This is a genomic window from Streptomyces sp. NPDC023838, from assembly GCF_040639555.1.
GTDB lineage: Bacteria > Actinomycetota > Actinomycetes > Streptomycetales > Streptomycetaceae > Streptomyces.
Genome location: NZ_JBFAAD010000014.1, coordinates 86,174 through 112,645, shown reverse-complemented (window position 1 = coordinate 112,645; position 26,472 = coordinate 86,174). Strand labels below are relative to the sequence as shown.

The following is a 26,472-nucleotide window of genomic DNA, read 5'->3' as shown; positions in this document are numbered from 1 at the left end:
CCTGACCGCCTGCCCCCGCTGACCCGCCGTCAGGACTTGGGCGGGGCGTCCTTCACGGTCATCGGCGGGGCGGGCGCGGCGAGCGCGTCCGAGAGCTCCTCCAGACAGTGGAGCACCAGACCCGCGCCCTTGCGTACGACACGGTCGGAGCGGTCGGGCGCCGCCTCCCCGTCCCACGCCGCCAGCGCCTCCTCCGCCTCGCCCCACCGCGGCACCCGCCGCTCCCGCACCGCCTTCGCGCCGTGCTCGGTGGCGAGGCGCAGCGCCCCGGCGAACGCGGCGGCGCCCGGGACCGGGGCCGCGCCGCGCTCGGGGACGTGCGCCTCCATCAGCATGGCGGTCCGGCCGAGCTGGTCCACCGCGTGCCCGGCCTCCTCGGCGGCGGCCCGGGACAGCCCCCGGTGGCGCACCGGCTCGTGGGTGGCCCGGTCCAGCGCCTCCTCCCAGGCGACCCGGGCCGCGCGGGTGTCGAGCAGCGCCCGACGCACCTCGTCGGGGGGCGCGGCGGGGTCGGCGTACCGGTCGGCGACGGCCGCCGCGTACCGCCCGCAGGCGGCCAGCCAGTCCGCGAGCCGGGTGCGCAGCCTGGGCGTCTCCCAAGCCGGGTAGAGCGCGTACGCGGCCATCGCGAGCACCCCGCCGAGCAGCGTGAGCAGCACCCGGTCGGGGACGGTCTGGGTCCACTGGAGGCCGCCGGTGCCGAGCAGGAAGACCACGTACGCGGAGGTGCACGCGCTGGCCGCCGCGTATCCCGTACGCATCAGCAGGTACATCAGGAACGCGCACAGCACCGCCAGGGTGACGGAGAGGCCGGGGCCCGGGTGGGTGAGCCGGCCGAGGCCGGTGGCGAGGGCGACGCCGACGAGGGTGCCGCCGAAGCGGGCGACGGCCCGGGAGTACGTCTGGGAGAAGTCCGGGCGCATCACCATGACGGAGGCCATGGGCGCCCAGTAGCCGTGGCCGAGCGGCAGGGCCTTGCCGAGCAGGTATCCGGCGGCGGCGACCGCGCAGACCCGGGCCGCGTGCCGGAAGACCGGGGAGTCGCGGCGGCCCAGCTCGGCGCGCATGGTGCGCAGGGCCAGCGGGACGAGCCGGGGCAGGGTGGGCCGCAGCAGCGGCTCCGACCCGTCGCCGCCGGTGCCCTCGGCCGTCTCCACGACGTCGCCGAGGAGCGCGGTCAGCCGGGAGGCGGCGCGCAGGGCGGGGCCGCTGAGGATGGCGCCGGTGTCGGGCGTCTTCAGGGCCGCCTCGGCGGGCGGGGGCAGGCGTACGGCCTCGCCGTGCCGGATCGCGCGGGCGGCGGCGTCGAGTACGGAGGCGGCGGCGCCGAGCAGTTCGCGCACCCGGTCGCGCTCGGGGCCCTCCCTCGGCACGCCGAGCGCGGGGTCCGCGAGCGAGGCGAGGACCGGCCGGATCCGCTCGGCCACGCCCCGGGAGCCGTGCAGCTCCGCCGGGCGGCGGCGGGCCTCGCGGGGGGTGACGGCGGCGGCGAGGCGGGCGGTCATCAGGGGCTGCGGGTCGAAGGGGGCGCGCGGGTCGTGCCGGAGCCGGCGGGCGTAGTCGGCCACGGCGGCGAGCGCGTCGGCGAGCGCGTCGCGCTGGGCGCCCCAGCGGCGGATCGGGACCAGGACGACGAGGGCCGCCTGGACGACGCCGCCCAGGGCGATCATCCCGGCGTGCCCGGCGGCGGCCGCGATCGAGGTGGGCAGGGTGACCGTGACCAGCATGATCGCCACGTTGGAGGAGGCGATGATCCCGGCGGTGGGGCCGACCGCCCAGGCGAGGCCGGCGGCGAACGTCCAGGCGGCGAGGAGCAGCAGGAAGAACGGGGAGTGGGCGCCGACGAGGTAGCCGAGGAAGGTGGAGACGGCGAGGCTGGCGCCGGACGCCAGCGCCAGCACCGGGCGGGGGCGCCAGCTCCTCTGGAAGGTGGCGATGGCGGCCTGGAACGCGCCGAACGCGGAGCTCACGGCGGCGGTGGGGCCGAGGGCGACGAGGCTGACGCCGACGACGAGGGCGAGGCCGGCGGCGCCGCGCAGCGCGACGGCGGGTTCGAGCCGTCGCCGCTCGACGCTCAGCCCCGAACGGGCGGTCGCCTTCAGGGCGCGGAGCCAGGTCATGGGCCCGAGGGTAATTCCCCCCACCCCGCCCGTTCCCTTAACTCTCCGGGGGTGGGTGGGGGTTGCCCTCCGAGCCGGAGTGGGCCTCCTGGGGGCTACGCCCCCGGCCCCCTGAGCGGGGGCTCCGTCCCCGACCCCTGTTCGTCTGCGGACCGTGCGTGGCTGGTCGCGCAGTTCCCCGCGCCCCTTAAATGCGCCCTTTCGGGGCGCCCATATAGAGGCGCGGAGCTGCGACACATGCGGCTCCGCCGCGCGGACGCGAGCAGCAGGGTGCGCCCCGGAGGGGCGCTTTCAGGGGCGCGGGGAACTGCGCGAGAACCCAGCACGGTCCGCAGCCAAACAGGGGGCCCGGGGCGGAGCCCCGAGGGGGTGCGGGGGGCGGAGCCCCCGCTCAGGGGGGCTGGGGGCGCAGCCCCCGGGAGGCCCCCACCCACCCCCGGAGGCCACGCGGCGGAGCCGCACATGTCACAGCGGGAACGGGCGGGGTGGGGGGGAAAAAACCCTCAGCCCGACGGGGGCAGCGGCGCCCGCCCGGGCGGCTGGTGGGCCCGGTCCGCCGCCGCCCTGCCGTCCTCCCACCCCGCCGAATCCGTCGCCCCCCGCACCCGAGCCCGTACCGTCCGCGGAAACATCTCATCCGCGCGCCCCGCCACCGCCACCGCCCGCGTCGCCAGCACCGGCAGCAGCTCGGTGGCCGCCGACGACTCCACCTCGCGGGCCGTCGCCGACAGCAGGTCGCCCAGCCGATGCGCGTACGCCAGCAGGAAGGACTGCCGGAACGTCTTCGTCCGCTTGCGTCCCCCCGCCCGCTGCGCCGCCTCCGCCCGCGTCATCGCCGCGGTCCCCTGCACCAGCAGCGACGTATAGAGCAGCTCGACCGCCTCCAGGTCGGCCTCGAAGCCCACGACCGTGGAGAAGCCGAACTCCCCGTTCCACACCGCCCGGCAGTGGTTGGCCGAGGCGACCGCGTCGAGCAGGATCGCCTTGGACGTCTCGTACGGCGCGTCCACCCCGATCCGGCACGCCCCCGGCGCGTCGCCCCGGCGGCCGCCCGCCGCCAGTACCGCCTCGTCGATGCTGTGTAGCGCCATCAGCTCCTGCGCCTTGGCGCTCAGCGCCTCCGCCTCCTCCGGGAACTCCGTCGCCTCCGCCTTGGCGAGCAGCCCCCGGATCCGCGTCAGGGCCTTCGGCTCGCCGTGCGCGGGCGGTAGGTGCACGGGCGCGCCCGGCACCGGCCCCACCGGCTCGATCGCGGGCAGCCGCAGCAGCAGCCGGTACAGCTCAAGCACCGTCGTCGCGCGCGTGAAGCGGTCCTCCGCCCGCTCACCCGCTCCCCGGCCGGTGTCCGCCAGACCCTCGGCCTGCTCCGCCCACCGCGCCGGCAGCCGCTCGTACCGCTTCAGCTGTACGAGGACGAGCTCCACCGCCAGCCGTACGTGCGGCTCCGCCAGCTCGCGCCGCACCATCCGTACGACATCGGCCGGCTGCCAGCCCCGCTCCCACGCCCGCCCGATCAGCTCCTGCCCGCGCAGGGCGAGCTCGGCGTCGGCGGACGGGTCGGCGGCGAGCAGCGACGCGCCCGTGTCCAGGTCCGCGTCGGACTCGGCGTACAGCGCGGCGGCCAGCGCCCGCTCCACCGTCGTCACAGCGCCGCGTCCCAGTCCCGGCGGGCTCGGGCGATCGCGTCCCGGTGGCCGATCGACCAGTCCGCGAGCGCCTTGACCAGGTGGGTGAGGCTGTGGCCCATCGCCGTCAGCTCGTACTCGACCTGCGCCGGGACGGTCGGGTACACCGTCCGCTCGACCAGACCGTCGCGCTCCAGGCGCCGCAGGGTCAGCGTCAGCATCCGCTGCGAGATCCCGGGCACCGAGCGCTGGAGCTGCCGGAACCGCTTGACGCCCGCGGCGAGTTCGACCACCACGTACACCGACCACTTGTCCCCGAGCCGGTCGAGCACATCGCGCACCCCGCACTCGTCCTGCGGGCTCTCGCAGCTGATCACGGGGTCGGTGATCACCCGTCGGCTCTCGGGGGTGGTTACCTCCGTGTGCCCCACTGACATCGAAGTGCCTCCTTACGCGCGCGTGCCGGACCGCACACGATGGTCGCAGTTACCGAACACCACGGCGAACAGAGCCGGGTGCGCCACTTCTCCTGGGGGTCCTCCATGCTGCTCGTCACCGGTGTCTCCGGCGGGCTCGGCCAGCTCGTCGCCGAGCGTCTCGCGGACCGCGACGACGTCGTCCTCGGCACCCGCGCGCCGCTGCCCGGCGCCCGGCGCGTCAACTTCGACGACCCCGAGTCGCTGCCGCGGGCGTTCGCCGGGGTCGACACCCTGCTGCTGATCTCCGCCGGGTACGGCGAGGACGACACCGTCATCGCCCGCCACGAAGCCGCGATCTCGGCAGCGGAACGTGCCGGGGTGCGCCATGTCGTCTACACCAGCCTCAGCGGCGCGGGCGACCACCTGCCGTACGCCCTCCCCCACCGCTGGACCGAGCGCCGGCTGAGCGCGTCCACTTCTCTGAAGTGGACGGTCCTGCGCAACGGCCTTTACGCCGAACTCCTCGCCTTCCTCGCCGCCCCCGGCGCCGACGGCCGCCTCACCGCGCCCCTGGCCGACGGCCGCCTCGCGGCGGTGGCCCGCGCCGACCTGGCCGAGATCGCGGCCCGGGTCGCCCTCGACCCCGCGCCGCACGCGGGCCGGGTATACGAACTGGCCGGCCCCCGCGCCCTCGGCGGCGCCGAGCTGGCCGCCGCGACCGGGACCGCGTACGAGCCGGAGACCCTCGCCGAGGCACGCGAGCGGCTCTCCGCGTCCGAGGCGCGGGCCTTCGAGGTACCGATGCTGGTCGGCACGTACTCGGCGATCGCCCACGGCTTCCTCGCCACCCCGGACGCGGGCACCCTGCCCACCCTCCTCGGCCGCACCCCGCTCGACCCCCTGGCCGTGTACGCGGAGGCGGTGGGGGCCATGGCGGGGGCGTCGGCCGGTCGTTAGGGCCTGCCCCGCGCCGCGCCGCGGAACGCCGTTGTCAGTGGCCGGTGCCACACTCGCACTCGTGGACGAGAAGTGGGCACTGGACCCCACCGAGGACGGCGGCGCGCGGCTCGTCGCCCTCGGGCGGGACGGGCTGCCCGAGGGGCCCGTGGCGCACGAGCCCGACCTGGCCGCAGCGGTCCGGTCACGACCGGACGTGGGCCGCTGGGTGTGGCGCTCGACCGCCGACGTCTACCCGCGCCTGCTCGCCGCCGGCGTCCGCGTCGAGCGGTGTTACGACATCGAGGTCGCCGAGCTGCTCCTCCTCGGCCACGAGGGCCGCCTCGGCGAACCCCGCTCGGCCGCGGCCGCCTGGGCCCGGCTGCACCACCTGCCCGTGCCGGCGGACCCGCCCGCCCGCGCCGCCGAACCGGGCCGCCAGTCCCCCCTCTTCGAGCCGTCGAGCGGCACCGCCCTGCCCCTCGAAGCCCTGGTCGAGGTGTACGTGGAGCAGCAGCGGCGGCACGAGAAGGCCGAGCACGCCGGCCGGATGCGGCTGCTCACCGCCTCCGAGTCCGCCGGGATGCTGGTGGCCGCCGAGATGAACCGGGCGGGCCTGCCCTGGCGCGCGGACGTCCACCGCGCGCTGCTGCACGAACTGCTCGGCGAGCGGTACGCGGGCGGCGGCGAGCCCCGCCGGCTGGCCGAGCTCGCGGACGAGGTGTCGGCCGCGTTCGGCCGCCGGGTCCGGCCCGATCTGCCCGCCGACGTCATCAAGGCGTTCGCCGAGGCCGGCATCCGGCTCACCTCCACGCGCCGCTGGGCCCTGGAGGAGATCGACCATCCGGCCGTGGCGCCGCTGGTCGCCTACAAGAAGCTGTACCGGATCTGGACCGCGCACGGCTGGAGCTGGCTGCACGACTGGGTGCGCGACGGCCGCTTCCGCCCCGAGTACACCCCGGGAGGCACGGTCAGCGGCCGCTGGACCACCAACGGCGGCGGCGCGCTCCAGATCCCCAAGGTCATCCGGCAGGCGGTCGTGGCCGACGCCGGCTGGCGCCTCGTGGTGGCCGACGCCGACCAGATGGAGCCGCGCGTGCTCGCCGCGATCTCCCGCGACCCGGGGCTGATGGAGGTGGCCGGGCACGACGGCGACCTCTACACGTCCCTGTCCGACCGCGCCTTCTCCGGCGACCGCGACCACGCGAAGCTGGCGCTGCTCGGCGCGATCTACGGCCAGACCTCCGGCGACGGCCTCAAGAACCTCGCCGCCCTGCGCCGCCGCTTCCCCCGTGCCGTGGCCTACGTCGACGACGCCGCCAAGGCGGGCGAGGAAGGCCGTCTCGTACGGACCTGGCTCGGCCGGACCAGCCCGCCGGCCGCCGGAGCGGACGACGACGGCGAGGCGGGCCTCCCCCAGGAAGGCGGCGCCGAACTCCCCTCCCCCGGCGGCGACTTCACCCCCGGCTACGCCTCCAGCAACGCCCGCGCCCGAGGCCGCTTCACCCGTAACTTCGTCGTCCAGGGCAGCGCCGCCGACTGGGCCCTACTGCTGCTCGCCGCGCTGCGCCAGGAGCTCGCCACCGCCGGGATGCGGGCCGAACTGGTCTTCTTCCAGCACGACGAGGTCATCGTGCACTGCCCCGAGGCCGAGGCCCCCCAGGTCGTGGAGGCGATCCGCACGGCGGGCGAACTGGCCGGCCGGATCGCCTTCGGCCAGACCCCGGTGAGGTTCCCGTTCACGACGGCGGTGGTGGAGCGGTACTCGGAGGCGAAGTGAGGACGCGGTGCCGGGGGCCCCGCCGCCGGGACCGGGGCGGCTCCGGGACCGGCGGGAGTGCCGGGGCTGCGGCCGCCCCGGGAGCCGCAGCGGCTGCCGGGACCGGGGGCCGACTGCGGGACCATGGCGACTCCGGGCTGCGACGGTAGCCGAGATCGGGGCGACCACCGGGGCCGGGGGCTGGCCCCGGCCCGGTCCGGTCACCGTGCCCCGTCTACCTCAGCTTCTCCCACTTCGCGTCCAGCGCGATCGCCTTCAGCTGGGCCATGGTCAGGGCCGGGGTGGCGCGGGTAGCAGGCGCATTCTGGTTGCCCGTGTTGAACGCGCTGATCACCACGCGGAGGTCGTTCTTGCGGATCGTGTCGACCGTCCACCACACCACGCCCGCGCCGCCCTTCTCACCGGGGCGCTGATTCTCGCCGACCCGGGTGCCGTTGGGCAGCGTCGACACCGTGCCCTGCAGGGGCACGTCCCCCATGCCGGGCTGGACGTTGATACCGACCAGGCTCCTGCCCTTGCCGTCGTCCACGACCGCGAACGCGTAGCCACCCTGGTTGCCCTGGTCGACGACCTTGAGCCCCTTCGGCAGAGAGGCGACCAGCTCGCGCTGCATCGAGGCCCCGCTCGGCTCGCTCCGGCGCACCGGCTCGTGGCTCGGCACCTTCGCACCCGCCATGGCCGTCTTCCACACCTCGGCCGTGACCAGCGTCTTCATCTGCGCTCCGGTCAGCGGCGGGTTGACGCGGCTTATCCGCGCGCCCTTCTCCGCAGCCGCGTTGTACTCGCTCGCGTCGACGAGGACGCCCTTCGGTGTGACCAGCGTGGCCCGCCAGTTCTTCGTCTCCTCGCGGCGGTCCGGGTACTCGTACCCCTGGAAGAACATGAACCGCGAGCCGTCGGGCAGGACTTCGGCCGCGCAGTGGTCGTAGTCCGTGATCGCCTTCGACGGGCAGGTCACATACCCGGCGGCGCCCTGGCCCGCCGGATCGATCGTGCTCAGCGAGATCGCGATCGACCCTTTGCCCTTGCCGTCGTCGAAGACGACCGACGCGGTCGGCATCGTGAACTTGCCGTCCGGGCCGTCCGTGCCGCGACCCTCCTCGTCACTGGTCTTCCCCTGCGGGAGGAGCGAAAGAAGGTTCTTGATCATCTGTTCGGCGCTGACCGACACCTTCTCCGGGAGCGTCGACTTGGGCGGCGCGGCCACGGACGCGGACCCACCGCCGCCGGAGCCCCCCGAGCCGCCGGACGAGCCGCCGACGAGCCCGCTCGCCCAGGCGCCGCCGAGGCCCACCGCGGCCAGCGCCACCACACTGCCCGTCACCGTGGCGGCCCGGCGCCGGGCAAGCCGGCGGCGGCCGCTGATCAAGGCGCCGTCGAGCAGCGCGCGGCTGTCCTTGGGGGCGAAGCCGTCGCCCGTACTGCGCATCGCGTCACCGAGCTGGTCTTCGAAAGGCATGGTGGAACCCCACTCCTCGCTTCGTGGTCAGTGGTTGTGGTTCGTGCTTCGCGGTTAGTGCTTCGCGATTGATGCTTCGCGGTTCGTGGTTCTGTGTTCTTGGGCGTCTGGCGTGGGTCGGTGGCCGTAGGTCAGAGCGCTGCGAGTTCCGCCAGGCTGCCGCCCAGGTGTTCGCGCAGCTTCGCCAGCGCGCGCACCGAACGCGTGCGGACCGCCGCCGAGCTCACCCGCATCGCCTCCGCCGTCTCCTCGACGCTGCGGTCCTCCCAGTACCGCAGGACCACCACCGCGCGGTCCTTGGGTGCGAGCCGGGCGAGCGCGTCGAGCAGCGCGAGCCGCAGTGCCGGGTCCTCGTCCGTGGTCACGGGCCGGTCCGGCAGCTCCCCTATGGGCCGTTCGTCGGCCGAGCGCCGTCGCCGGTGGGTGAGGAACGTGCGCACGAGGATCGTCTGCGCGTATCCCGCTGGATTGTCGATCCGGGAGACCCGGCTCCACATCGCGTACATCCGCCCCAGCGTCTCCTGCACCAAGTCCTCGGCGAGATGCGTGTCTCCGCTGGTCAGCAGGCACGCAGAGCGGAAGAGAGGGTTCGCACGACCGGACGCGAACTCAAGGAACTCGTCCGTGCGTGCTTGTCTCGTCTGCTTCTGCAGCCACTGCTGCCTTTGCTGTCCCGGCCTTCTCATTTTCTCCCCCGACCCCTTGACCTCCCCTACACCTCATTGACGCGATGGGGGGCCGGGAATGTTTCACGCCACTTCCGCCCCGGCCCGCCCCGGGCCGCCCTCCCCCGCCTCCGGGCCCTTCTCCAGGCCCGCCTCTGACTCCAGGCCCGCCAGCAGCTCCCTCACCTCCGCGTACGCCTTCGGGTCGCCGCCCTCCAGGGCCGTCAGCGCCAGCTCCCACTGGACCCGCGCCTGGGCGAGACGCCCGCGCGACCGCTCCAGGCGGCCGTACTCACGCCTGCCCAGCCCCGCCGTGTACGCGTCGCACCGCTCGACGGCCTGGTCGATCAGGGATACGCAGGCGGCGTACGCCTCGTCGGTACGGCCCAGTTCGCCCAGCACCCGGACCAGGCCGACCCAGGACTGGGAGCGCCCGTGCCAGTCGCCCTGCTCGCCGAGGATCCGCAGCGCCCGCTCGAAGTGGCCGACGGCGGCGGCCCATTCGCCCAGGGTGAGGTGCGCGTACCCGATGTTGCAGTGCGCGGTGTGCACCAGGAGCTCGCTGCCGATGCGGGCGCCGGTCGCGAGGCTGCGCTCGTGATAGGCGATGGCCACGCGCGCGTCCGTGTGCTCGTACAGGTTGCCGAGGTGACTGAGGATGATCGCCTCGCCGTAGGCGTCGTCGAGCTCGCGGGTGATGGCCAGGCTCTGCCGCAGCGGCTCGGCGGCCTCGGCGTGCCGGCCGAGGCGCTCCAGGAGCATGCCGCGATTGGCGAGGGTCCGCTGGGTGCGGCCGCGCTCCCCGAGCTCCCGCCACAACGCGATCGCCTCGTCGTTGAGGGCCAGCGCCTCCTCGATGCGGCTGGCCAGGAAGTGCGCCCCGGCCAGGTCCCCGAGGGCGTGCGCCTGCGCGACCCGGTCGCCGCTCGCCCGGGCGGCGCTCAGGACGAACCGGTTGAGGTGGCGGAGCGCGCCATATTTGCCCCGGTACTGGAGATGGCTGAAGTACGCCCGGACCAGCAGGAACACGGTCGATGAGCGGCGCGCGTACCGCTCGGTGAGGATCAGGACGGCGGGCAGTTCGCGGTCGCCCCAGGCCAGCGCGGCAGCCGAGTCCGGGAAGGGGGCGGCGTCGCCGACGGGCTCGGGGACCCGCGCCGGCCCCTCGCGGTCGGGCGGGGCCAGGACCAGGCCGCTCTGCCGGGCGGCCTCCGCGTACCAGCGCAGCCCGCGTTCGACGGCCGCCCCCCGCCCGTCGTCCCGGGCGGCCAGCTCGCGGGCGAAGTCGCGCACCAGGTCGTGCGGCGCGTACCGCCCGTACGAGATCTCCTCCAGGAGCGCCACCTCGACGAGGCGGTCGAGGGCGGCTCCCGCCCGCTGCTCCGGCAGGCCCATCAGCCGGGCGACGACGGCGACTTCGTACGCGGGCAGGTCGAGCGCGCCCAGGCGGCGCAGGGCGAGGGCCGCGTCCGGGTCGAGCCCGCCGAGCGCGACGGCGAGCGAGCGGCGCACGCTCAGGTCGTCGTACTCCAGGTGGTCCAGGCGTCCGTCCTCGGCGTCGAGGAGCCCGGCGAGCGCGTCGGGGCTGAGCGCGCGGCGGGCGGCGAGCCGGGCGGCCGCCACGCGCAGCGCCAGCGGCAGCCGTCCGCAGAGCTCGACCAACCGGGACGCGCCGTCCACCAGTTGGCGCCCCGAGATGGCCCGGAGCAGCCCGAGACTCTCGGCCGCCGTCATCGGAGCGAGCGGGAACCGGGTCGCGCCGTCGAGCGCGGCCAGCGGCGACCGGCTGGTCACGACCACCGCGCAGCCGTCCCCGGCGGGCAGCAGCGGCCTCACCTGGGCGGCGGAGGCCGCGTCGTCGAGGACGAGGAGCGTACGGGTCGGGGCCAGCCGGGAGCGCAGCAGCGCGGCCGCCGCGTCGGGCGTGTCGGGAACGTTGCGGGAGTCGACGCCCAGCGCGTTGAGCAGCGCGGCGAGCGCCTGGATCGGCGGGAGCGGGGTGAGCCCGGGGGTCGCTCCCCGCAGGTTCAGATACAGCTGCCCGTCCGGGAACTCCTCGCGCAGGGCGTGCGCCACATGAACGGCGAGCGCGCTCTTGCCGACCCCGGCCATGCCGGTGATCACGGCGAGGGGGGCGGGGGTGGCGGGGGCGGCGGCGGGGGTGCTCTCGTGGCGGGCGGCGGGGCCGGGCGGGGTGGGGGCGTGGAGGCCCTGCGCGCTGTGGGGCCCGTGCGCGCTGTGGGGGCCCGGCTCGGCGAGGGAGCCCGACTCGGAGCGGGAGCCCGGTCCGGAGCGGGGGGCGGGGACGCGGGGCGTCCGCTCGCCCTCGAGGCCCGAACCGGAGGCCGATCGGGAGGCCAGCTTGGAAGCCGATCCCGAGGCCGGACCAGAGGCCGATTCGTAGCCCGGTCCGGACTCCGGCCCGGAGCCCGACTCGGTGAGCGCCGCGAGGGCCGCGAGGGCGGCCGGGGAGGCGGGAGCCACGGGGCCGCACAGGGTGCGTACGGGAGCGCTCGGGGGCTCGGCCGCGCCGGCGCCTGCCCCGTCAGCCAGCCCAGCGGACACCACGGCGCGCGCCCCGTCAGTCACCCCAGCGGACACCACGGCGCGTGCCCCGTCAGCCATGCCGTCAGCCATCCCAGCGGGCACAGCGGGCCCCTCGGCGAGCGCCTCAGCAACCACCCCCACAGCCACCCCGTCGGCCACACGCGCAGCCACCCCGGCCGATACCCCGGCCGACGTCCCGGCAGCCACCCCCGCAGCCGCTCGAACGCGCGCCTCTCCCAGCCCCAGCTCCCGCCCCCGCCGCTGCGTCAGCGCACTCCACAGCGCCGCCACCAGGTCGTCGCGGCCGGTGAAATGGGCTGGCGCGGGCGGCAGCTGGGCCGGGGTGGGCAGCTCCGCGCGCGGGGCGGGGTCCCGCAGGATCTCCCGGTGCGCCTCCTGGACCGCGGGTCCCGGGTCGACGCCCAGCTCCTCGACCAGGGTGCGGCGCAGCCGCTGGTGCACGGCGAGCGCCTCCGCCTGCCGGCCGGTGCGGTGCAGCACCAGCATCAGCTGCCGGTGGAACGCCTCGCGCAGCGGGAACGCACTCGTCAGCGCCGCCAGTTCCGGCCCGATCGCCTCATGTCGGCCGAGCCGCAGCTCCGCCTCGTACTTCCACTCCAGGACGAGCAGCCGGGTCTCGCCGAGCCGCTGGACGAGGGCGGGCTCGCCGTCGGCCGGGTCGTAGAGCCCGCCGAGCGGCGTGCCGCGCCACAGCGCGAGGGCGGCGGCGGTCTCCTCGGCCACCACCGGCCAGTCGCCCCTGTTGTACGCGTCGAGCGCCACGCGCGCGTGGCGCTCGAAGACCTGGGTGTCGAGCTCGCCCGGATCGACCCGCAGGACGTATCCCGGCGGCACGGCCCGTACCCGGTCCTCCGAATCGAGCAGCCGGCGCAGCCGGGCAACGTGGTTGTGCAGCGACGCGGTGGCGGAGGCGGGCGGCTCGTCGCCCCACAGCGCCAGCTTCAGATCGTCACTGGGGACGACCCTTCCGGGTCGCATCAGAAGGGCGGCGAGCAGTGACCGGATCTTGCCGCTGCCGACGGGCCGGCCCTCCACGGTCAGCGGACCGAGCAGGCCGAATCGCACGCACACCCCGACCTCCACCGGTTCCCCCACTGCCCGCCCACCGGGCCGCCCACCAGGGCCGCCCACCAGGGCCGTCCCCGGACTTCCCGGTTGACCGTTGGCCACATGTTAGCGATCTGTTGGTGGGCGCTGATTAGATCTTTCCATCGGATCCGGTCCGCCGGTGCGCGGTGGAAACCACACTCGGGGGAGTGCCGCCGTCGGAACGGAACCGAAGGACAGAGAGGTCCTCGGGCATCCCAGGTGAGTGCCCGGGGACCTCGTCCGTCTGCGTCCACGGACACTTCCTCGCCGCTCGGTACGCGCCTGATGGGCAACATCCGCCAACCGCAGGACAGCCGCCGACCGGCCAGCGATTTTGCGCCACTTTTACGGGCGCGTACAACCTTTGGGCCGCTCAGGCATCCAGGGTGGCCTCCCCGTCGAGCAGCGACGCGATGTACTCCTCCAGCCGCCCGGACAGCAACTCGGGCGTCAGGTCCGTGCGTCCGAGCTCCCGCCACGGCCCCGCGACCTTCTCGGCGTCCGGCGCGTACGCCAGCGCGTCCAGAAGCTGCCAGTGGAGCAGCCCGCCGTCCAGCCGTCCGCCCCCGGCGGTGTACCGCGCCACGAAGTCCCGTGCGGCTCCCACCCCGTGCAGCAGCGCCAGCGCCGTGGAGCAGTGCGCCACATCGAGCGCCGCCGGACCCCACGACGTCTCCACCCAGTCGACGACCCCGCTGATCCGCAGCTCGTCGCCCGCGCCGCTGAACAGCACGTTTCCCGGGTGGAAGTCCCGGTGCAGGAAGCACCCTTCGTACGGGGGCGGCGGCTGCCGGATGACGTCGACCGCCCGGCGCCAGAGGTCGGGCCGCCGGGTGTCCGCCGGGACGCGCACCCGCTCGGCGGAGGTCCACGGCTCGTACTCCCGGGGCCGGTCGGCCTCCGCCACCCGGACGCGGTGGATGTCCAGCAACTGCCCGGCGAGCAGCCCGATCCGCCGCTCCAGCTCGTCCTCGTCCAGCCGGACGGCCCCGTCCAGGCGGGTCATCAGCAGCGAGGGGTGGTCGCAGTGCTCGCCCTGCGGGTCGGCCGCCACGAGCGCGGGCGCGGGCACGCCCGTCCCGGACAGCAGCCCGAGCACCGCTGCCTCGCGCGCGAGGAGGCCGGGCGCGTGCCGCCGGTAGAAGGGCTTGGCGAAGGAGCGCAGCACCAGCTCCCGTACGCCGGTGGCTTGTTCTGTACGTTCGCCCCCAGCGCCCTCTGCCCGCACACCGTCGGCGCCATCCGCTCGCACACTGTCGGCGTCTTCTTTACGTATGCCGTCGACGTCTTCCTTACGTACGCCGTCGCCCTCCGTACGTACGAGACGTACGAGCCGCATCTGCGACGTCCACCCGCCCCGCAGCGCCACCGCGTCCCGTACCCGTTCGCCCTCCGGCAGGGACTTGTCGATCCAGCGGCGGGTCAGCTCCCAGCCGTCCGCGCCCAGGTCGTCCAGGACCGCGTCCACGAACCGGGCGCGCTCTGCCGGATGCTCCCTGAACCACACCCCGAGCCGGTGGTGCGCGCCCGCGAAGGCGAGGCGGGTGAAGCGAGGCTCGTTCCCGGCGGCCAGGGCCTCGGTCACGGCCTCCGTGACGGCGTACGGAATGATCTCGTCCACTTCGGGGACGGCCAGGACCACCCGGGTGCGCAGGCCCCTGAAGACGTCCAGGGCGCGCGAGCCGCGCCAGCTGTCGGGCGTACGGAGAATCTCGGTGAAACGCGAGACCGGCGCCCCCGGCGGGGTCCCCGGTGCCCCCGGCTCGGCCCCGAACGGCTCGGACCAGGCCGCGTCCGCGTACACGGCGGGCGCGCACAGCCCGATGGACGCGACCCGGGAGCCGTAGTGCGCGGCCAGGTCCGCGACTGTCTGGCCGCTCATGCTGAAGCCGGTCAGGACCAGACTGTGGCCGGCCGGCACGTACGCGTCGATCGCCTCGCGCGCCTGCCGGAAGCGGCGCTCCAGGCTCAGTTCCGCGAGGTCACCGCTGGAGGCGCCGTGCCCGGAGAAGTCGAGGGCGAGGACGCGGTGGCCACGCGCGCGGAAGTCCTCTCCGAGCTCCGCGAGCCGGGCCTTGTCGCCGATTCCGGCGCCGTGCAGCAGGACGACCGTGACGGAGGGGATCACCTCGTCCGGCTCCGCCACCGCGCAGCTGATCCGCTCGCCGTCGAACTCGCCCACCAACTCGGTCACTTCGGCCACTTCAGCCTCCCCCTCGTGATCACCTGAGCTCCCACCCTAAAGTCACGCCTGAAGTCCCGTCTGAAGTTGCATCTGAAGTCACACCCGAGGTCAGGCCCGAGGTCAGGCCCCAGTCCACGCCCGGGTCCACCCCCGAAGTCACGGCGCCGGCGGCAGCGCGCGGCACAGGGCCTCCAGGGCCGCCTGATAGGCGTGGTCGGGCGGGGTGGCATAGCCGACGACCAGACCGTCCTGGCCCGGCATGGTCGCGTCCGGATGGCGGTAGGGGGCGAGCCCGTCGAGCGCGATCCCCTGCCAGGCCGTGGCCTTCAGGACCGCCCGCTCGGTGCCCGGCGGCAGCCTCAGCACGGCGTGCAGCCCGGCCGCGATCCCGGCCGCCGTGATGTGCGGGGCGTGCTCGTCGAGCGCGGCGAGGAGCTGGTCGCGGCGGGCCCGGTAGCGCTGCCGCATCCGGCGCACGTGCCGGTCGTAACCGCCGCTCTCGATCAGCTCCGCGAGGGTCAGCTGGTCGAGGACGCTCGCCCACGCCTCGCGCTGCCCCTTGGCCGCGAGCACCGGGTCGACGAGCTGCTCGGGCAGCACCATCCAGCCCAGCCGTACCGCCGGGGACAGGCTCTTGCTGACCGAGCCGAGGTAGACGACCCGTTCGGGATCGAGCCCCTGCACCGCCCCGACCGGCTCGCGGTCGTAGCGGAACTCGCCGTCGTAATCGTCCTCCAGGATCACCCGGCCCCGGGCCCGCGCCCAGTCGACGACGGCCGCGCGGCGCTCCGGGTGCAGCGGTCCGCCGGTGGGGAACTGGTGCGCGGGCGTGAGCAGCACGGCCCGTACGTCCTTGAGCGCCGCCCGCGCCGCCTCCCGCGCCTCCTGCACCTCCCCCTCCCGCCCCTCCATCAGCTCCGCCACCCTCGCGCCCTGCTCGTCGAGCCCGATCGGTACCGTCCGTACGCCCGCCTCCGCGAGCAGGGAGCGGTGGAAGGGGAGGCCGTACGACTCCACCGCGAGCGGGCCGCGCAGCACCTGGCCGCCGAAGAGCAGCCGCAGGGCGTGCGCGAAGCCGGAGCAGATCACGATGCGGTCCGGCGTGGTCCGTACGCCCCGCACGCGCGCCAGATACCCGGCGAGGGCCCGGCGCAGCTCGATGCGGCCCTGCGGGTCGCCGGGTCCGAAGGCCTCGTTGGGGGCCGTGTTGAGCGCGCGGCGGGCGGCCGACAGCCAGGCGCCGCGCGGGAACGATCCCGCGTCCGGCTGCCCCTGCATCAGATTGTGGGCCGGGGCGGCGGCCCGGCGGGGCACCTTCTTGGGCACCCGGGCGGGCCGCGGGGGCTCGGCGCGCGGCGCGACGCGGGTGCCCGAGCCCTGGCGCGCGGTCAGCCACCCCTCGGCGACGAGCTCGGCGTACGCGTCCGCGACGGTGTTGCGGGCGAGGCCGAGGTCGGCGGCGAGCGAGCGGTACGGGGGCAGCCGGGTCCCGGGCGCGAGCCGCCCGTCCTGGACGGCGGCCCGCAGCGCGTGGATGAGCGCGGCCCGCCGACTGCCCGATCCGGCCAGTTCCACATGGAGGTCGGCACCGATCCGCTCCGCGGAATTGACCCATGAGTCTGTCATGAACACCAGCCCTTTACGTGGTCACCACGCGCCCAGCCTAGAGGGCGCGGAGACGCTCAAGGACCACGTCAAGTTCCACACTTGAACGCGGTGACGGACGCGCGGCACCTCGAACCGCCCCAGCTCCAGCGGGGCTTGAGCGACGGACGAGGTCACGCCGTACTGGTCAACTGCCCCACCCGTCGGCCGGGATCCGTGGCAGGATGCCGATCCCTCGGATCCACGAGATCGTTGGGGCTCACAGGGGAGAGCAAGGCATGATCACACGCAGGTCGTTCATCGGGATAGCGGGGGCCGGAGCCGCGGCCCTGTCCCTTTCGGGGTTCACCACCGCCACCGCCACGACCACCAGCCAATGGGACCGGCTGCGCGCGAATCTGACGGGCACACTGGTGCTGCCGTCCGACTCCTCGTACGCGGCGGCCAAGACCGTCGAGTACGGCCAGTACAGCCTCACCAATCCGCAGGCCATCGTGTACGCGGCGAACGCCAACGACGTGACGACCAGCCTGATCTTCGCCGAGTACCACGACATCCCGGTGACGGCCCGCAGCGGCGGCCACAGCGGCGGCGGCTTCTCCACCACCACCGGCCTGATCATCGACGTGTCGCATCTGAACGCGGTGACGCCGGGCTCCGGCACGGCGACCATCGGCGGTGGTACGCAGCTGGTCGACGTGGTCAACGGGCTCGGCGGGAGCGGTCTGGCCGTCCCCGGCGGCATGTTCCCGACCGTCTCGGTCGGCGGGTTCCTGCAGGGCGGCGGCGTCGGCCTGCTCACCCGCCAGCACGGGCTCGGCGCCGACAAGGTGACCTCGGCGAAGGTCGTCCTCGCCAGCGGCCGCCAGGTCACCGCGTCTCCGACCTCCAACCCCGACCTGTACTGGGCGATCCGCGGTGGCGGCGGCGGCAACTTCGGCGTCGTGACCCAGTACACGGTAACCCCGACCGCCGTCCCGAACCTGAACGTGGCCGAGCTGCTGTTCAGTTACGACCACGCCGTCGGCGCCATGCACGGGCTCACCCAGTGGCTGGAGACCGCGCCGACCACGTTCGGCAGCCGCTCCAACATCGATCTGTTCGACTCGGCGGCGGGCAACGCCCCTCTGGTGACGCTGCTCGTCACCTCGATCGGCACGCGCGCGGAGTTCGACACCGAGATAGCCCGTCTGATCGCCCTGACGGGCGCGGCGCCGATCCAGCAGAACGTCTACACGGACACCTACAAGTCCGCGATGATGAAGATCTTCGGCTGTGGCACGTACTCGCAGCAGCAGTGCCACAACAACACCTGGGACCCGGCCAACGGCAAGCTCGCCCCGTTCGGCCACGTCCTGGGCCGCGGCCGGCTGCTGAGCAGGTCGCCCTCGGAGACCGAGTGGGCCCGGCTGGTCGGCGTCTTCGACACCGAGCGCACGGCCGGCCACTTCCACAAGTTCGAGATCATGGCGCTGGGCGGCGCCGCGAACAAGGTCCCGCGCACCTCGACGGCGTACGTCCACCGCGACAGCACGCTGCTGATGTCGTACTACACGTTCGCCTTCGGCATCCTCTCCGGCGACGAACTCGCCTCCGGCCAGCGCTTCGTCGACAACGGCTTCGCGGCCGTGAACCCGGTCTCGAAGGGCGAGTCCTACCAGAACTTCATCGATCCGGCGCTGACGGACTGGCGCAAGGCGTACTACGGCGAGAACTACGACCGCCTTTCCTACATCAAGTCGAAGTACGACCCGTACGGGGTGTTCTCGTTCGCGCAGGGCATCGACTGAGCGTCGACCGAGTACCGCGTCTGAGTGTCGACCGAGTACCGCGACTGAGCGTCGACCGAGGGGTACCGCGTCTGAGCGTCGACCGAGTACCGCGTCAGCGCCGCCTGAGATGCGCGTGAGCTCCAGCTGACGGGACGCGTTCGTCCCGCATCCCGGAAGGGCCGGGCCGGAACCAATCCGGCCCGGCCCTTCGTTACGTGGGGTGGGTGGCCCGGACCACCACGTACACCAACACCTGGGGACACTCCCCCAGCCGTCGCTACAACGCCGAGGCCCTGGCGGGCGAGGGCCCGTCTCGCAGCAGAAGGTCGCACATGAAATACGTCAAGGCCGCCTGGGACGACGAGCTCCAGGGGTTCTACACGGACGCGACCGCGTACCTGGAGGCGCTCCCGGAGCTCGCAGAAGCCCTGCCCGCGGGCGCCCGCGCCTTCGCGTCCGACGCCGACCACTACCGCCGGAACGCCACGCGGTGTGTGAAGGACCTGGAGCTCTCCGACATCCGGCTCGCCACGGACAAGAGCGGAAGGCTCACCCTCGAATTCGCTCCCAACCAGTGGAAGCACGACGGGGGGCTTCGCATCGACTACGAGCGCGTGACCCATTTCGCGATCACCTACGACCACGGAATCGACTGGATGCGGTCCGACGCCGTACTGCTCGACGAGATCCTGCCCGCCGACGACAGCGGCTGCGTCCACGAGATCGCCCTGACGGACGCCACGATCACCGTCCGCGCCCGCGACCTCCGAGCGACCTGGGCCGAGGCCCCCGGCACGGCGGCAGCCAGGTGAAGGGGCCCTCGACGGACGACGCGTTCCACTTCTACGCGGAGGTACGCGTCACGGCCTCCGCCCACCGCCCGGAACTGACGGGCCGCCTCGGCGCGATCCTCGGCATCACCGAACCCCGCGACCCCGGGGTCGCCCCCGCCTACGCGGTGATGGTGGACGACTACGAGCACACGGTCCAGTTCGAACGCCACGAACTGACCCCGACGGGCCGCGACCGCGAACACGAGGACTACTACTAGGGCCTGTCGTCAAATCAGAATCCCAGGAGTTTCGCGCCCCGTTGCCAGCAGGATCACGCCCGGTTCGCCCACAAGCGAGCCGGGCCCGATCTGCGTTATGGCTAGCCATTGCCTTGGTGTGGGCCAATTTTCCGCCGCGTCGGAAAGCGCTTCGCAATTCCCGCAGGACACGGAAGCGCCCGATCGCTGGCGACGGGGGATGCACCAGCGATCGGGCTGTGGCCAACCCTAACAACCCTGCTTGTGCTGCGGGAATGGCCTGCTCGGCCTCAACGGTGACTTGTGATCGGGATCACATCGCGTGGTTACTGATCGCAAGGAGGCGAGTACGAGAGGCGCGGTAGATTCTCATGCCATTTATCAGGCGTCAGGACGCCCCGAGTGGTCGAGCAAATACGGCTGATGGCCGCATCGGCGTCCAAGTTCCACAGCCGGACCGTATCGCTGCCGCTCGACACTCCGAGCATGTGACTGTTGGGGCTGAACGACAAGAAATTTCCCGTCTTGGCGTTGGGGCTCATCGATTGACCGATGGGAGCGGCCTCGGACGGGTGGGCGACGTTCCAGAGCCGGACCGCGTTGTCGTTGCCGCCGCTCGCCAGGGTGCGGCCGTCCTGACTGAACGTCAGGGATACGACCGCCTCGGTGTGGCCGGTGAGGGGTGAGCCCAACCGGGCCGCCTTGAGCGGGTCGGTGATGTTCCAGAGGCGGACCGTGTCGTCGTCGCTGCCGCTGGCCAACGTACGGCCGTCCGGGCTGTAGGAGAGCGCGTTGATGGGACCGAGGTGGCCCCTCAGAGGCGCGCCGAGTGGGGCGACGCGGCGCGGGTCGGCCACGTCCCACAGCCGGATGGTGCCGTCCGCGCTCCCGCTGGCGAGAGTTTGGCCGTCCGGGCTGAAGACGAGGGAGTTGACGTAACCCTTGTGGCCGGAGAGCGGCGCGCCGAGCGGGCGGGGCCGCGACGGGTCGCCGACGTTCCACAGCTGGATCGTGCGGTCGTCGTAGGCGGTCGCCAGCGTGCGCCCGTCCGGGCTGAACGCCAGCGCGTCGGGGCCCGAGAACCTTGTACGCAGGGCGACGGGCGACCCGTACGGGCTGGGCCGAGTCGGGTCGGTGACGTCCCACAGCTGTACCGCGCGGTCTCTCATCAGTACCGCGAGCGTGCGGCCATCGGGGGAGAACGCCAGCGAACGCACGTCACCGTCCCCGGGCGTGAACGGTTCGCTCAGCGACACGGGCCGGTTGGGAGTCTCCACGTTCCACAGTCGTACCCTGCGGTCGCGCGCGGCCGTGGCGAGCACCCGCCCGTCCGGGCGGAACGCCCCGATGCGGCCGATCATGTCCGCCGTCGGTATCGACCACAGGCGGACCTTGCTGTCGCCGCTCCCGGTGGCGAGGGTCCGGCCGTCGGGGCTGAAGCCCAGGGCGTACATCTCGCCGCTGCTCCCCGCGAGAGGCTCGCCGACCTGCGACGGGTACGCGGGATCGCTGACGTTCCACAGGCTCGCCGTGCTGTCCGCGCTGGCGGCGCCGAGCTTGGTTCCATCGGGGCTGAAGGCCACCGACCAGATGGGGCCGGTGTGGCCGGTGAGCGGTGTGCCGAGGGGGGCCGCGTGACGTGGGTCGGCCGCGTTCCAGAGCCTGATGGTGTCGTCCGCGCCGCCACTGGCGAGGGTGCGGCCGTCGCGGCTGAAGGCCACGGAGTGCACCGTGCCCGTGTGGCCGGTCAGCACCGTGTCGATCGGCACTGGCCCGAGCGGATCCGTTGTGTCCCACAGCCTGATCGAGCCGTCGTCGCCACCCGCTGCCAGCGTCCGCCCGTCGGGGCTGAACGCCACGCAGCGTGCGGCGGCCGTGTGGCCGGTCAGGGCGCCGAGGGCCTTCGGCCGGCGCGGGTCGGCCACGTCCCACAGACGAACGGTGTGATCTTCACTGGCGGAGGCCAGCGTGTGCCCGTCCGGCCTGAAGGCGAGGAGGTAGATCGTGCCGCCGTGGCCGGTCAAGGGAGCACCGAGCGGCTGCGGGCGGCTCGGATTCCGTACGTCCCACAGCCGGATCGTGCCGTCGTCCGAAGCGCTGGCGAGGGTGCTGCCGTCCGGGCTGAAGACCGCGCTGCTCACCCAGCTCGTGTGGCCGGTGAGGGGCGCGCCCAGCTGCTTGGGCCGGGCCGGATCCGCCACGTCCCACAGTCGAACGGTCCGGTCGTAGCTGGCGGTGGCCAGGGTCCGACCGCTGGGGCTGAACGAAGTGAGGTATACGGCTCCGGTATGGCCGAGGAGCGGAGTGGCCAGCGAAGCGTTCACGATCGAGATCAGCCGGTTCTTCGTGCCCTCGTCGTGAGGCCGCAGATCGTGTGCCACCAACGCGAGCTGAGCGGACAGCGAGGGGTCCGTGTGCTGGGCACGGTCGGCTTCGGCGACCACCTGCTCGAACACGGCGTCGTCCCGCTGCTGCCGTGCCACCCAGGCCGCGCAGACAGCCAGGATCGCCAGGACGACCAGCGCCGATATCGCACTACGACTGATCCAGACCGTGCGCTTGCGCAGCTTGACCGAAGCGGCCAGGAATTCGACAGCGCTGCGGGTGAGGAAGGTGTCACCGGCAGACTTCGCCCATGCGTGAGCCTGCTCCAAGCGGGAGCCCCGGTAGAGCAGCGATGTGTCGCGCTCCGAGTCCTCCCAGGCCCGGCCGTCCTCCTCCAGCCGCTGGCGGAGCAGATTGTCGCTTCTGTCCTCGTCGATCCAGTCGCGCAGGCGCGGCCAGGCGTGGAGCAGCGCCTCATGGGTGATCTCCACGGTCTCCGCGTCGAGCGTCACCAATCGGGCGCGTACGAGCGCTTCGAGCGATTCCTCCGTCCTGCCGGGGTCCGTCGACTCCTCCGCCAGCTGGCGCCGCGTCCCCCGCCTACGGGTGGCCTGGGTGTCCTCGCTCAGTCTGACCAGCCTGAGCAGGAGCAGCCTCGCGGCCGTACGGGCCGCCGGGTCGAGGCTCGACCAGGCGCGCTCGGCGGTCGCCGCCACCGCTCCCTGGATTCCGCCCGCCGCGCGGTAGCCGGCCAGCGTGAGCCTTCCCGCCTTCCGTCGCTGCCAGGTGGCGAGGAGTGCGTGGGAGAGGAGCGGCAGCGCCCCCGCGTCGTGCACCCCGCGGGGGCCGTCGGCGCTCACTTCCCGGACGATCAGCTCCGCCAGCCCCGGTTCGAGTTCCATGCCGACGGCCTTGGCCGGGCCCGTCACCGCTTCGCGCAGCTCCGCGGTGGTCAGCGGCCCGAGCACCATGTGCCGGTGTTGCAGCGCGTCGGCCAGTTCGGGATACGCGAGGCACCGCTCGTAGAAGTCGGCGCGTATGCCGAGGACGACGAGCATGGGGGCCGGATCGCCCGAGTCGTCGGGCGTGCAGGCGGCGTGGAGGAGCTGGATGAACGTACGCCGGTTCGCCTCGTCGGAGCAGAGGGTGAACGTCTCCTCGAACTGGTCCACGATGACGACGGGAGGGGCGAGGGACGATGTTTCGCGTCTCGCCCATACGGTGACGGCCTCCCGCACCGCGTGAGCGAACTGCGGAGTACCGGGCTCCGCCGCGGCGGAGATGGCAGGCGCGAGCTCGGGGATCCGACGGGTCAGCTCCAAGAGAGGATCGCCGCCGGGTATGAGCTGAAGTACCGCCCGCGCCGGGGGGCTGTTCTCGTCGCCCGGTGAGCGGTTCTGCAAGCTGTTCTGCAAGCCGTTCTGGAAGCTGTGCTGGAAGCCGTTCTGCAAGCCGGTCTGGAAGCCGTTCTGCAACGCGGGCACCAGCCCGGCGTTGAGCAGGGAGGACTTTCCCGCTCCCGAGGCGCCCACGAGCATGACCAGGCCGCCCGTCTTCTCCGCCGCGCGGAGCTGAGCGACGAGGGCGTCCCTGCTCCGCTCCCGGCCGAAGAACCACCGGGCGTCTTGCTGACGGTACGAGGCCAAGCCCCGGTACGGGCAAACGCCCCCAGGCACGCCCCCGGGCACGGCCCCGGCTTCGGCCGGGGAGCGCTCGTCCTCTTCCGCGGGTGACGCGGGGCGATCGGGATCACTGACCGGGTCGGCGACCGCACGCTCCCACAGCCGCTGCCACTGCGCCAGGTCGTACAGACCCTTGGAGACAGGCACGGGCCGCGAGCGCCGCGCCTCGGGAATCAGGACGTGCAGCACGACTGCGAGGGCGGCGAAGTGGGCAGGCACGTTCCGGGCCCGTCGCCAGTCGCTGATGCGCTGAGCGGACACCCGCACGGGCCGTCCTCGCTCATCGACCCGCTGAAGCCTGACGACCGCCTCGGCCACACGCTTGAGGGGAGGATTGCCGGCCTCCGTGTACAGCAGCGCGAGACGTTCCGCGAAGGCTGTGCGTGCCCCTGAGTCGGAACTCAAGGTCTCCACTCCTTACTTCCCCCGCGCCTGGACATCCGGACCGGAAAACTCACCCTATACGGCTGACCTGCGGTTAAGCCGTGGAAACGATGCCAGAGCCTCCTCGGCGGGAGCCCCAGCTGGCAGGATCTCGACTCAGTAGCGCACCAACCGGGCGAAGCCCAGGCAGGGCGACCAGCCCGGCGCTCGAAGAGACAGCTCATGATGCCGCATGTTCTCGGTCAGCTTCGATCCGGAGTCCCGAGACGGCGGCGACGGCCTCGCCGCGTGAGCAAGAGGGATCCGTGGAGAGCCGGCCGTATGCGGACGGCTGGCGTCAACCACGGGTCCGGCATCCCTTGATCCGTGCCACACCCGGCACGGATCGACGCCGACCGTGTGGTCCGGCACCGGTCCCAACAGGGGAGGGACTGGCGCCGGGCCCATGCGGTCAGGTGCGGATGCTTGGGGTAACCGGAGAGGGTGCCGACAGCAGCCGATACGGAAGAGGCCGTTCCCCCAGGGAGCGGCCTCTTGGCGTTGCTGGGCGTGCTTTGGCGTTGCTGGGCGTGCTTTGGCGTTGCTGGGCGTGCTTTGGCATTGCTGGGCGTGCTTTGGCGTTGTTCCGACTGGGCCACTCAGATGACGGGGCCGGCGCCAATCCACGAGTCGCAACCTTGCGTGGCGATGGAAGGCTGTTCGCCTTATGGCTCTAGATCCAGCCTGCCGCTTGAGCAGCGAGTGACGCATCAGCTTCGGCCGCATCCGCGTGGGCATTCAATTCTTCATTCCTGCCCATACCCTCGCTGCCCGCAGCCTGCATGGCAGCCTGCGACGCCTTCAGGGCTGCTCGGTAGGCGGCGGCGGAGGGCTCAGTCACGTCAGCATGGTCACGAGCTACCTGAGCGGCGAGAGCAGCGGCGGCAGCAGCGTTCCTCGCGCAGCGGGCGTCGGCCGCCGGGTCAAGAGGCGAGTGGTCCAGCTCCGCGAGCACCTGCGCGGACAGACGGAGGGCGTTCGCTGCCTTCGCGGCAGGATCTCTGGGCACTGCTTGGGCGGCATGTTCTTCGACGCCGGCGTAACGGCACGCAGCCGCGGCACGGGCCAAGGCCTTTCTGCCACGTGCAGCGTGCGCCTCCCTCAGCCCAGCTGCCGAAGCCGAGCCGATCTCGGCCTGCGAGGTGGCCAGTTGCTCAGCACTCGTGGGTTCGCTCATCGCCATCTCCCTGTCTTCCGTCCCAGGCCACGGTGACCAAGCACCGTTGTTCGCCCCAGGCAACGGTTGTGCGGCAGGGTGACAGGTCCAGCGCCAACACACCAGTGCAGCCCTTGAATCCGGTCAGGAAGTGTCGTCGTCACGACGGGCCGACGGCAGCAGGAGATCGCGCTCGGGGTGGTTCTCGCCCGTGACCCTCCCCTGGATACCGAGGTCTTCCCGCGCCGCTTCGTGGAAGGCGTTGATCACGCGGAACACACGCCGGTGCCGCTGGCGCCACTCGTCCAGGCTGCCGGGTACCTTCCCCGTGGCCTGCCAATCGATCTCGGCGAGTACGACGTTCAGCTCGTGCGCCGCCTCGATCGCATCGTCCCCACCGAGCAACATGACACGTTCGAAGCTCCGCCCCCAGGTGAGCGAGGCGTCCGCGAGGTCGTCACGGAGCTCGCGCTCCGTTCTCTCCTCCTGGCGCAGGCCCTCCCTGAACTCGTAGAGCCGGACGGCCATCGCGATCTTCGCCTTCACTGCGTCGACGTAGTGGGCGTAGGCGTCGATCTTCTTGTCGTCCCACCTGGTCAGGAGCTGGTAGCGGTTGCGGCTCCGCTCCATCGCGTGGTTCGTCACGTACGTAGTCCCTGCGCCGAGCAACACGGCGGCAACAGTGACCAGTTGCTCGACGGCCCCCACTGCATCCCCCAGAAGCGGTAGACATGTAGATGTCCAGAGGATCCTAGGAGGACTCGCGAGTGAAGGTCGGGGCGGGCTCTGGCCGTTGGGTCGAGGCTGTGGCCCACGTGGCGCAGGATCTGCGGTTCGCGGCGCTACTAGCGGATCTTGGACCGGGCGCCCCCGGGTGCCCGGCCCGCCGGGCACCCAACCACTACGAAAACAGCCCCACCGCTTCGTCAACAGACCAGCTCTGCCAGCACACAGCGAACAGCCCAGCCGCAGATATGAGCGCCATCATCAGGTTCTGCCCCTGCTCCGCCCAGTCGTGGATCATGAGCACGAAGTAGATGAGGTTCAGCAGCAACCCTCCTACGAGCGCGATCGGCGTCAGGAACCCGAAGATCAGGCCGAGGCCGAGGGCCAGTTCCGCGTAGGCGACGACGTACGCCATCAGCCTGGGGCGGGGCTTCACCACCAGGTCGAACCCGCGCCGTACGAACGGCCAGCGGTGTTCCTCCGCGATTCCCGCGGCCCAGGTGATGCCCCCGCCGGCGAACCACGTCTTCTTGTCCTTGTGGCGCCAGCTCTCCAGCCACCACAGGCCGAGCCCGATCCGCAGGACCGCGAACCACTCCGCTCCGCTGAGCCAGATCGTCTCCACGGCAGATCCCTCCTTCGGGCGAACCTGACGAGTCGTCAGTTGACCGTGAAGTGGGCGTCCGCGCAAGGGGTCGACCCGCACTGCTCCTTGACGCTCGACGGCATCACGCGGGAGGAGATGTCGCGCCGACGACGTGTGGGAAGAGCACCGCGCCTGGGGCGGGGTCCGCGACCTGATCCCCGAGCCGCCCTCCACGTACTACTACGGGTGTCACCGCAGTCGGCGCTGGGGGCATGCGCGCCCCCAGCGTTACCGTTCAGGTGAGATCTGCGGAGAGCTGCG

General features: G+C 72.9%; 17 protein-coding genes. 5 read left to right on the top strand and 12 right to left on the bottom strand.

Features of this window, described 5'->3' with window-relative positions; translation table 11 throughout:
* Window positions 1-29: 29 nt before the first annotated feature.
* The 3 genes from AB0G17_RS19185 to AB0G17_RS19175 form a co-directional block, all read right to left on the bottom strand.
* On the bottom strand, window positions 30-2,120 hold the full coding sequence (locus AB0G17_RS19185; RefSeq protein ID WP_361383611.1) for an FUSC family protein: 2,091 nt from the start codon (window positions 2,118-2,120) through the stop codon (window positions 30-32).
* 503 nt (window positions 2,121-2,623) lie between these two features.
* Entirely contained in the window at window positions 2,624-3,757 is a 1,134-nt protein-coding gene (locus AB0G17_RS19180; protein WP_361383829.1) for a DUF2786 domain-containing protein, read from the bottom strand.
* A gap of 5 nt (window positions 3,758-3,762) precedes the next feature.
* On the bottom strand, window positions 3,763-4,182 hold the full coding sequence (locus tag AB0G17_RS19175) for a helix-turn-helix domain-containing protein (RefSeq protein WP_361383609.1): 420 nt from the start codon (window positions 4,180-4,182) through the stop codon (window positions 3,763-3,765).
* Window positions 4,183-4,287: 105 nt separating this feature from the next.
* Here AB0G17_RS19175 and AB0G17_RS19170 point away from each other — a divergent pair, with 105 nt between their 5' ends.
* Window positions 4,288-5,121 carry an NAD(P)H-binding protein gene (locus AB0G17_RS19170; RefSeq protein ID WP_361383826.1) on the top strand — a complete coding sequence of 278 codons (834 nt, stop codon included), beginning with the start codon at window positions 4,288-4,290 and terminating at the stop codon, window positions 5,119-5,121.
* A gap of 61 nt (window positions 5,122-5,182) precedes the next feature.
* The gene (locus tag AB0G17_RS19165) at window positions 5,183-6,880 is read left to right on the top strand and encodes a bifunctional 3'-5' exonuclease/DNA polymerase (protein WP_361383606.1); all 1,698 of its coding nucleotides are present in this window, start codon (window positions 5,183-5,185) and stop codon (window positions 6,878-6,880) included.
* A 214-nt stretch (window positions 6,881-7,094) separates the two neighbouring features.
* Here AB0G17_RS19165 and AB0G17_RS19160 read toward each other — a convergent pair whose 3' ends face one another.
* The 5 genes from AB0G17_RS19160 to AB0G17_RS19140 form a co-directional block, all read right to left on the bottom strand.
* The gene (locus AB0G17_RS19160; protein ID WP_361383603.1) at window positions 7,095-8,339 is read right to left on the bottom strand and encodes a hypothetical protein; all 1,245 of its coding nucleotides are present in this window, start codon (window positions 8,337-8,339) and stop codon (window positions 7,095-7,097) included.
* 131 nt (window positions 8,340-8,470) lie between these two features.
* A complete protein-coding gene (locus AB0G17_RS19155; protein WP_361383600.1) occupies window positions 8,471-9,025 on the bottom strand; it encodes a SigE family RNA polymerase sigma factor in 555 nt (184 codons plus the stop codon).
* 63 nt (window positions 9,026-9,088) lie between these two features.
* A complete protein-coding gene (locus AB0G17_RS19150; protein WP_361383823.1) occupies window positions 9,089-12,637 on the bottom strand; it encodes a BTAD domain-containing putative transcriptional regulator in 3,549 nt (1,182 codons plus the stop codon).
* A gap of 397 nt (window positions 12,638-13,034) precedes the next feature.
* Window positions 13,035-14,864, bottom strand: coding sequence for an alpha/beta fold hydrolase (locus tag AB0G17_RS19145; protein ID WP_361383597.1), 1,830 nt, complete (start codon window positions 14,862-14,864; stop codon window positions 13,035-13,037).
* Window positions 14,865-15,002: 138 nt separating this feature from the next.
* Window positions 15,003-16,472, bottom strand: coding sequence for a PLP-dependent aminotransferase family protein (locus tag AB0G17_RS19140; RefSeq protein WP_361383594.1), 1,470 nt, complete (start codon window positions 16,470-16,472; stop codon window positions 15,003-15,005).
* Window positions 16,473-16,729: 257 nt separating this feature from the next.
* On the opposite strand from AB0G17_RS19140, the gene AB0G17_RS19135 reads away from it, so the two are divergent.
* The 3 genes from AB0G17_RS19135 to AB0G17_RS19125 all read left to right on the top strand — a co-directional run bounded on the left by AB0G17_RS19135 (window position 16,730) and on the right by AB0G17_RS19125 (window position 19,274).
* Window positions 16,730-18,241, top strand: coding sequence for an FAD-binding protein (locus AB0G17_RS19135; protein ID WP_361383591.1), 1,512 nt, complete (start codon window positions 16,730-16,732; stop codon window positions 18,239-18,241).
* Window positions 18,242-18,555: 314 nt separating this feature from the next.
* Window positions 18,556-19,035 carry a hypothetical protein gene (locus AB0G17_RS19130; RefSeq protein WP_361383588.1) on the top strand — a complete coding sequence of 160 codons (480 nt, stop codon included), beginning with the start codon at window positions 18,556-18,558 and terminating at the stop codon, window positions 19,033-19,035.
* Window positions 19,032-19,274 (top strand): hypothetical protein, encoded by a 243-nt coding sequence (locus AB0G17_RS19125; protein WP_361383585.1) that lies wholly within the window; start codon window positions 19,032-19,034, stop codon window positions 19,272-19,274. The genes AB0G17_RS19130 and AB0G17_RS19125 overlap by 4 nt, the downstream gene beginning before the upstream one ends.
* Window positions 19,275-19,579: 305 nt before the next feature.
* Here the strand turns inward: AB0G17_RS19125 and AB0G17_RS19120 are convergent, their stop codons facing one another.
* From AB0G17_RS19120 to AB0G17_RS19105, 4 genes are all read right to left on the bottom strand, one after another.
* Window positions 19,580-23,674, bottom strand: a complete 4,095-nt coding sequence (locus AB0G17_RS19120; RefSeq protein ID WP_361383582.1) for a WD40 repeat domain-containing protein — start codon at window positions 23,672-23,674, stop codon at window positions 19,580-19,582.
* 682 nt (window positions 23,675-24,356) lie between these two features.
* Complete coding sequence (locus tag AB0G17_RS19115) at window positions 24,357-24,860, bottom strand: hypothetical protein (protein WP_361383579.1); 504 nt, start codon at window positions 24,858-24,860, stop codon at window positions 24,357-24,359.
* A 123-nt stretch (window positions 24,861-24,983) separates the two neighbouring features.
* Window positions 24,984-25,547 (bottom strand): hypothetical protein, encoded by a 564-nt coding sequence (locus tag AB0G17_RS19110; RefSeq protein ID WP_361383576.1) that lies wholly within the window; start codon window positions 25,545-25,547, stop codon window positions 24,984-24,986.
* A 193-nt stretch (window positions 25,548-25,740) separates the two neighbouring features.
* Window positions 25,741-26,190, bottom strand: a complete 450-nt coding sequence (locus AB0G17_RS19105) for a DoxX family membrane protein (protein ID WP_361383573.1) — start codon at window positions 26,188-26,190, stop codon at window positions 25,741-25,743.
* Window positions 26,191-26,472 lie beyond the last annotated feature (282 nt).